Here is a 6,798-nt window from a genome sequence, read left to right as displayed (position 1 = left end):
CCCAAGGCCGGGGCCGCCCCGAAGGCCGAGCCGACGGCCGAGGCGCCCAAGGCCGAGGACAAGGCGCCCGCGGCGCCCGTCAAGGGCCTGGGCATCGCCGCGGGCGCGAAGCGACCGGGCGCCAAGAAGGCCGCACCGGCGGCCGAGGCGCCCAAGACCGAGGCGCCCAAGACCGAGGCCCCCGCGGCCGAGGCGCCCAAGACCGAGGCCCCCAAGGCCGAGGCGGAAGCCGAGCCGACGCCGAAAGCCGAGCCGGCAAAGCAAACCGACGGCGAGCAAGCGCCGCCGGCCGCGCCGGTGAAGGGGCTGGGCATCGCGCGCGGCGCGCGCCCACCGGGCAAGCGCTGACCAGGGATTTTGCCGCTTGACAGCAAATTTCAGTGGACAGTAGTGGCACCATTGGTGACGTGACCACTCACCAGCTGCCCCTGCACGCTTCCGCTCACCACCGGCAGCGGGTCTTCGCGCAGTCGTCCAAACTGCAGGGCGTCCTGTACGAGATACGCGGCCCGGTGCACCAGCACGCGGCGCGGCTGGAGGCCGAGGGGCACCGCATCCTCAAGCTCAACATCGGCAACCCCGCGCCGTTCGGCTTCGAGGCGCCCGACGTGATCATGCGCGACATGATCCAGGCGCTGCCGTACGCCCAGGGCTACTCGGACTCGCAGGGCATCCTGCCCGCGCGCCGGGCGGTGGTCACCCGCTACGAGTTGGTCGAGGGCTTCCCCCGGTTCGACGTCGACGACGTCTACCTGGGCAACGGGTGCTCCGAGCTGATCACGATGACCCTGCAGGCGTTGCTCGACAACGGCGACGAGGTGTTGATCCCGTCGCCCGACTACCCGCTGTGGACGGCGTCGACGTCCCTGGCCGGCGGCACGCCCGTGCACTACCTGTGCGACGAGACGCAGGCGTGGCAGCCCGACATCGCCGACCTGGAATCCAAGATCACCGAGCGCACCAAGGCGCTGGTCATCATCAACCCGAACAACCCGACCGGCGCGGTCTACAGCCGCGGGGTCCTCACCCAGATGGTGGAACTCGCGCGCAAGCACGAACTGCTGCTGCTCGCCGACGAGATCTACGACAAGATCCTCTACGACGACGCCCAGCACATCAACGTGGCGACGCTGGCGCCGGACATGTTGTGCCTCACCTTCAACGGGCTGTCCAAGGCCTACCGCGTCGCGGGCTACCGCGCGGGCTGGCTGGCGATCACCGGCCCGAAAGACCACGCCGAGAGCTTCATCGAGGGCATCAACCTGCTGGCCAACATGCGGCTGTGCCCCAATGTCCCCGCGCAGCACGGGATTCAGGTGGCCCTCGGCGGCCACCAGAGCATCGAGGACCTGGTGCTGCCGGGCGGGCGGCTGCTCGAGCAGCGCGACGTCGCGTGGCAGAAACTCAACCAGATTCCCGGGGTGTCCTGCGTGAAGCCCGAGGGGGCCCTGTACGCGTTCCCCCGGCTCGATCCCGAGGTCTACGACATCACCGACGACGAACAGCTCGTCCTCGACCTGCTGCTGCAGGAGAAGATCCTGGTCACCCAGGGCACCGGATTCAATTGGCCGGCACCGGATCACCTGCGCATCGTGACCCTGCCGTGGGCCCGCGACCTTGCCGCGGCGATCGAGCGGCTGGGCAACTTCCTGGTCAGCTATCGCCAGTAAGCGTCTTCGCAGCCGGCGCCTCTACGGTGGACCGGGTGACGCACTCGCACTCGCACTCGCACAGCTTGTCCGGTCCAGCCCCGGTCGAGTCGCTGTCCGCCAGGATCGTCGTCGGGCTGCTGGTGGCGATCGGCCTGGCGGTGCTGGGCGGCGCCATCGCGCTCTGGCCCACCCGCCAGCACGTCGACATCCCCATGCCGTTCCAGAACGCGGCCGGGGGCGCCGTGAGCACGCAGGCCGGGCACGTGCTGTCCAGCGGCATGGGGGACTGCGGCAGCCCGTCGGTCAGCCAGGTGCTCACCACAGCGCCGCAGCCGGCGCCGCCCGGCGCGGGCCGATGCGTGCTGACCGAGGTGGCCATCGATTCCGGGCCCAACGCCGGCGCCAACACCCTGCTGGAGTCCTCCCCCGGTCCCGACCAGCCGAAATTCGCGGTGGGAGACCACATTCGGCTCGTCCGGCAGGTCGACGACCAGGGCGCCACCAGCTACGCCTTCTACGACTTCGAACGCGGCTGGTCGCTGGTCGCGCTGGCCGTCGCCTTCGCGGTGGTGATCGTCGCGGTGGCGCGCTGGCGGGGCCTGCTCGCGCTGGTGGGCATCGTGGTGGCGTTCGCGGTGCTGGTGGTGTTCTTGCTGCCGGCCCTGCGCGACGGCGCCCCGGCGGTTCCGGTCGCCCTGGTCGCCTCGGCGGCGATCCTCTACGCGGTCATCTATCTCGCCCACGGCGTGAGTCTGCGGACCAGCGCCGCGCTGCTGGGCACCCTGACCGCGCTGCTCCTGGCCGCCGGATTCTCTTGGGCGGCAATACAACTGGCACATCTGACCGGCCTGTCCGATGACCAGAACGCCACCGTGGGCGCGTATTTGGGCAACGTGTCGATCGGTGGCCTGCTGCTCGCCGGGTTCATCATCGGGTCGCTGGGTGTGCTCAACGACGTGACGGTGACCCAGGCCTCGACGGTGTTCGAGCTGGCCCACCTCGGCGGCTCGCGGCGCGCAATCTTCCTGGGCGCCATGCGAGTCGGCCGCGATCACATCGCCAGCACGGTGTACACGCTGGTGCTGGCCTACGCCGGCAGTTCGCTGCCGCTGCTGCTGTTGTTCAGCGTGGCCAACCGCTCGCTGGCCGACGTGCTCACCAGCGAGAGCGTGGCCGTCGAGATCGCGCGGTCGGCGGTGGGCGGTGTCGCGCTGGCGCTGTCGGTGCCGTTGACGACGGCGATCGCCGCGGCGCTGGCGAAGCCTAGTGAAGCCGGCTGCGCTCCAACAGATCCAGGAGATAGCCGCCGTAGCCGGACTTAAGCATGGTGTGCGCGCGCTCGGCCAGCTGGTCGTCGGTGATCCAGCCCTGCTGCCACGCCACCTCCTCGGGGACGCTGACCTTCAGGCCTTGCCGTCGTTCGAGCGTGCGCACGAAGTCGCTGGCGTCCAGCAGGGAGTCGAACGTGCCGGTGTCGAGCCAGGCCGTGCCGCGGGCCATCACCTCGACCGAGAGCCGGCCTCGATTGAGGTAGATCTGGTTGACCTCGGTGATCTCGTACTCGCCGCGCGCGGATTTCTCGAGGCCCTTGGCGATCTCGATCACGTCGTTGTCGTAGAAGTACAGGCCGGGCACCGCGTAATTGGATTTCGGCGTCTTGGGTTTCTCCTCCAGTGACAGCGCCGTGCCGTCGTCGCTGAACTCGACGACGCCGTACGCCGACGGGTTGGCCACCCAATAGGCGAAAACCGCTCCCCCACTGATGGATTGGAAGCGGCTCAGGCTGGTGCCCAGGCCCGGGCCGTAGAAGATGTTGTCCCCCAGCACCAACGCCACGGTGTCGTTGCCGATGTGTTCGGCGCCCAGGACGAAGGCTTGGGCCAGGCCGTCGGGCCGTTCCTGCGTCACGTAGCTGATGTCGATGCCGAATTGCGAGCCGTCGCCCAGCAGCCGGCGGAAGCCCGCCGCGTCGTGCGGGGTGGTGATCACCAGGATGTCCCTGATCCCCGCCATCATCAGGGTGGACAGCGGGTAGTAGACCATCGGCTTGTCGTACACCGGCAGCAGCTGCTTGCTGATCCCCACGGTGATCGGGTGCAGCCGAGTGCCCGACCCGCCGGCCAGGATGATCCCGCGCATGGTGGTTTCCCCTATTCCACGCTCAGTTGACGAGGTCGGATTCGGTGAGTTCGGTGGCCGCCAGCGCCGAAGCCAGATCCTCGTGCCGGAACACGGAGGTGACGTGGTCGTGGACCACGCGGAACGCCAACGCGGCGGTGGCCACCGCCCCCGGGTTGTCCGCGGCGCTGACCTTCTGTTCGGCGACGACGACGCCGTCGTGCACGTACATCCGGCCGAGTTCGGCCGTCCCCTGGCGCGAGGCGGCCCACCGGCGCAGCGCGTCGTGGCCCTGCGCGGCCCCGTGCGCGTCACCGATCTCGATGTCGTCGCTGGACAGGGCGACCAGGGTGTCCAGGTCGGCGGCGTTGAGCGCGTCGTGCCATGCCAGGACGGTGGCGATCTCCGAAGTGGTCATGGTGTGCAAGTTACCGTGTGCGCATCGCGGCCGTGGCTAGAGCGGGGTGCGGTCGAGCCAGTTCTGCCACACCGCCTCGTCACCGAACAGCGCAACGCCCGTGTCGGCGAGCGGCACCCGGCGCAGGATGGCCAGCAGCAGCTCGGTTGCCCCGCCCCGCAGCGCCGCGGTGCCCTTGCCGTGCTCGTGCGACCAGGTGACGTGGCCGGCCTCGACGCCGATGGTCCATTCGCCCGCCTCGCCGAGGCCGGGGTCGGTGGCGTGCAGGTGCAGGGTGTTGCCGTCCTCGAGCGGCAGCGCTGCCCCCTCGCGGCCGGCCTGGATCGCGACCCGCTCCAGCCATTCGGTGATCCCGTCGGCGGCCTGCTCGGCGGGCAGGCTGAATTCGGCCTTGAGCGCGATGGCCGCGTCGGCGCGATGCACGGCCACCTCGTGCACCCAGCGCCGGAGCCACCAGCTCGCCGGGCGCGGCCCGAGGAACGTCCACACCGGCGTTTCGGCGCCCGTCAGCTCGACGGCGTCGACCAGTCGCTGGGCCCCGCCGTGCAGCCACGAGATCACGTCCGCCGGATCGGATGGCGGCTTACCGCCCTCGACGGACCGGGGATCGAGCGGCTGGTCGAGCTTGTCTCTGACGATCTGAGCCGCCCAGCGTTCGCCCCGGCCGACGTGGCGCAACAGCTGCTTGAGCGTCCATCCCGGGCAGGTCGGCACCGGGGTGGACTCGTCGGCGTCTCCGACCAGCTCGGCGAACGCACGGTTCTCTGCGAGGAATGCGGCGGCATAGTCCACGCCGGTCAGGCTACTCGCCGCCTCTTGCTCGACCGAGCGTCACGCTGGACCCAGCGTCTTGTGCCGCCGGGCGTCACGCTGGCGTGACGTTCACCTATCTGCGTCACGCTGGCGTGACGCACGGGGCGTCGGGGCCCGGAAACATAGACCGCTAGGGCCGTCTCGCGCCCAGCCGGAACACCCGCCAGCCGGCCCGCTTCCAACGCTCGGCGTCGAGGCAGTTGCGGCCGTCCACCACGACCCGGGCCCGCACGCGGTCGGCGAGGTCGGCGGGGTCGAGGTCGACGAATTGGCGCCACTCGGTCAGCACCAGCACCGCGTCGGCGCGCTCGCAGGCCTCCTCGACCGAGACCGCGTAGTTCAGCGTGGGGAACAGCCGCTGCGCGTTCTCCAGGGCCTTGGGGTCGTAGACGTTGACCGCGGCGCCGTTGAGCTGCAGCTGGCCGGCGACGTTGAGCGCGGGCGAGTCGCGCACGTCGTCGGATTCGGGTTTGAACGCCGCCCCGAGCACGGCGATGTTGGCGCCCAGCAGCGAGCCGCCGCACGCCGCGCTGGCCAGCTCCACCATCCGGGCGCGCCGGCGCATGTTGATGCTGTCGACCTCGCGCAGGAAGGTCAGTGCCTGGTCGGCGCCCAGTTCGCCGGCGCGGGCCATGAACGCACGGATGTCCTTGGGCAGGCAGCCGCCGCCGAAACCCAAACCGGCGTTGAGGAATTGGCGTCCGATGCGGGGGTCGTAGCCGAGCGCGTCGGCCAGCACGCTGACGTCGGCGCCGGCGGCCTCGCACACCTCGGAGATGGCGTTGATGAACGAAATCTTCGTCGCCAGAAACGCGTTCGCGGACACCTTGACCAACTCCGCCGTCTGCAGGTCGGTCACCAGGAACGGCACACCCTCCGCGAGCAGCGGGCCGTAGAGCTCGCGGACCGCCGCCTCGGCACGCGTCGAATCCGGTTGGACGCCAAGGACGACGCGGTCGGGATGCAGCGTGTCGTGCACGGCGTAGCCCTCGCGCAGGAACTCGGGGTTCCAGGCGATCTCGACGTCGACGCCGCGCGGCACCAGGCCGGCGGCGCGGTGGTTCAGCTCGGCGGCGGTTCCCACCGGGACGGTCGATTTGCCGACCAGCACCGACGACCTCGTCAGTCGCGGCACGAGTGCGTCGACGACGGCGTACACGTGCCGCAGGTCGGCGCCGTACTCGCCCTTCTTCTGCGGCGTGCCGACCCCGAGGAAATGCACGTCGGCGAACTCGGCCGCCATGTCGTAGTCGGTGGTGAACCGCAGCCGCCCCGCCGCCAGGTTCTTGGTCAGCAGGGTGCGCAGGCCGGGCTCATAGAAGGGAATGTCTCCCCCGGCGAGCTTGGCAACCTTCCCGGCATCGATGTCGACCCCGACCACCTCGTGTCCCAGTTCCGCCATCCCGACGGCGTGGGTCGCACCCAGGTAACCGGTGCCGAAGACGGTGCATCGCATATGACCGGTGTACGTCGCCGCCATGAGCTGACTGCATCACCCCGCTGAGCGGGAGGCAAACGGAAGATGACAGATGCCACCGCACCGCCGGGTGTACTACAGCCCGGGGATACCCGGGATCCCGATGTGCGGGCCGAAGCCGCCGTGACCGTGACCGCCACCGAACCCGGGGAACCCGCCGCCGTGGCGGTCGTCGTCGCCGCCGCCGAACGGACCTCGCGGTGCCGGCGGCCCGCCGATGATGATCGGGGGTAGTTGTATCGGCGGCGGTGGCGGCGGAGCGGCCGGCGGCGGGGCCGGGGCGGGCGCCGGGGCCTCGGGCACGGGAGCGGGAGCGGGAG

Annotated in this window: 7 protein-coding genes and 1 pseudogene; 3 read left to right on the top strand and 5 right to left on the bottom strand. The window is 70.3% G+C overall.

Features of this window, described 5'->3' with window-relative positions; genetic code table 11:
- From HMPREF0591_RS33705 to HMPREF0591_RS05500, 3 genes and pseudogenes are all read left to right on the top strand, one after another.
- Window positions 1-348, top strand: a pseudogene (locus HMPREF0591_RS33705) (FeS-binding protein); the annotation flags it as partial.
- A gap of 32 nt (window positions 349-380) precedes the next feature.
- Window positions 381-1,670: a pyridoxal phosphate-dependent aminotransferase gene (locus HMPREF0591_RS05505; RefSeq protein ID WP_007167450.1), complete on the top strand. Its 1,290-nt coding sequence runs from the start codon at window positions 381-383 to the stop codon at window positions 1,668-1,670.
- Between the two features lie 26 nt (window positions 1,671-1,696).
- Window positions 1,697-2,974: a YibE/F family protein gene (locus tag HMPREF0591_RS05500; RefSeq protein WP_007167449.1), complete on the top strand. Its 1,278-nt coding sequence runs from the start codon at window positions 1,697-1,699 to the stop codon at window positions 2,972-2,974.
- Here HMPREF0591_RS05500 and rfbA read toward each other — a convergent pair.
- From rfbA to HMPREF0591_RS33395, 5 genes are all read right to left on the bottom strand, one after another.
- Window positions 2,916-3,791 (bottom strand): glucose-1-phosphate thymidylyltransferase RfbA, encoded by an 876-nt coding sequence (gene rfbA, locus HMPREF0591_RS05495; protein WP_007167448.1) that lies wholly within the window; start codon window positions 3,789-3,791, stop codon window positions 2,916-2,918. The two genes, HMPREF0591_RS05500 and rfbA, sit on opposite strands and share 59 nt — an antisense overlap.
- Window positions 3,792-3,813: 22 nt before the next feature.
- On the bottom strand, window positions 3,814-4,188 hold the full coding sequence (locus tag HMPREF0591_RS05490) for a nuclear transport factor 2 family protein (protein ID WP_007167447.1): 375 nt from the start codon (window positions 4,186-4,188) through the stop codon (window positions 3,814-3,816).
- Window positions 4,189-4,224: 36 nt separating this feature from the next.
- Window positions 4,225-4,980: a maleylpyruvate isomerase family mycothiol-dependent enzyme gene (locus HMPREF0591_RS05485; RefSeq protein WP_007167446.1), complete on the bottom strand. Its 756-nt coding sequence runs from the start codon at window positions 4,978-4,980 to the stop codon at window positions 4,225-4,227.
- Window positions 4,981-5,131: 151 nt separating this feature from the next.
- Window positions 5,132-6,457 (bottom strand): UDP-glucose dehydrogenase family protein, encoded by a 1,326-nt coding sequence (locus HMPREF0591_RS05480; protein ID WP_040621897.1) that lies wholly within the window; start codon window positions 6,455-6,457, stop codon window positions 5,132-5,134.
- A gap of 96 nt (window positions 6,458-6,553) precedes the next feature.
- On the bottom strand, window positions 6,554-6,798 hold a 245-nt coding region (locus tag HMPREF0591_RS33395; RefSeq protein ID WP_208857734.1), incomplete at its 5' end, for a hypothetical protein.

Origin of the sequence: Mycobacterium parascrofulaceum ATCC BAA-614, assembly GCF_000164135.1 — a bacterium.
GTDB classification, from domain to species: domain Bacteria; phylum Actinomycetota; class Actinomycetes; order Mycobacteriales; family Mycobacteriaceae; genus Mycobacterium; species Mycobacterium parascrofulaceum.
This window is presented reverse-complemented; position numbering and strand designations above follow the sequence as displayed.

Excerpts from the sequence above, each read along its gene's own strand:
- rfbA (WP_007167448.1), bottom strand. The coding sequence starts at position 3,791 with ATGCGCGGGATCATCCTGGCCGGCGGGTCGGGCACTCGGCTGCACCCG.
- HMPREF0591_RS05490 (WP_007167447.1), bottom strand. The coding sequence starts at position 4,188 with ATGACCACTTCGGAGATCGCCACCGTCCTGGCATGGCACGACGCGCTC.
- HMPREF0591_RS05480 (WP_040621897.1), bottom strand. The coding sequence starts at position 6,457 with ATGCGATGCACCGTCTTCGGCACCGGTTACCTGGGTGCGACCCACGCC.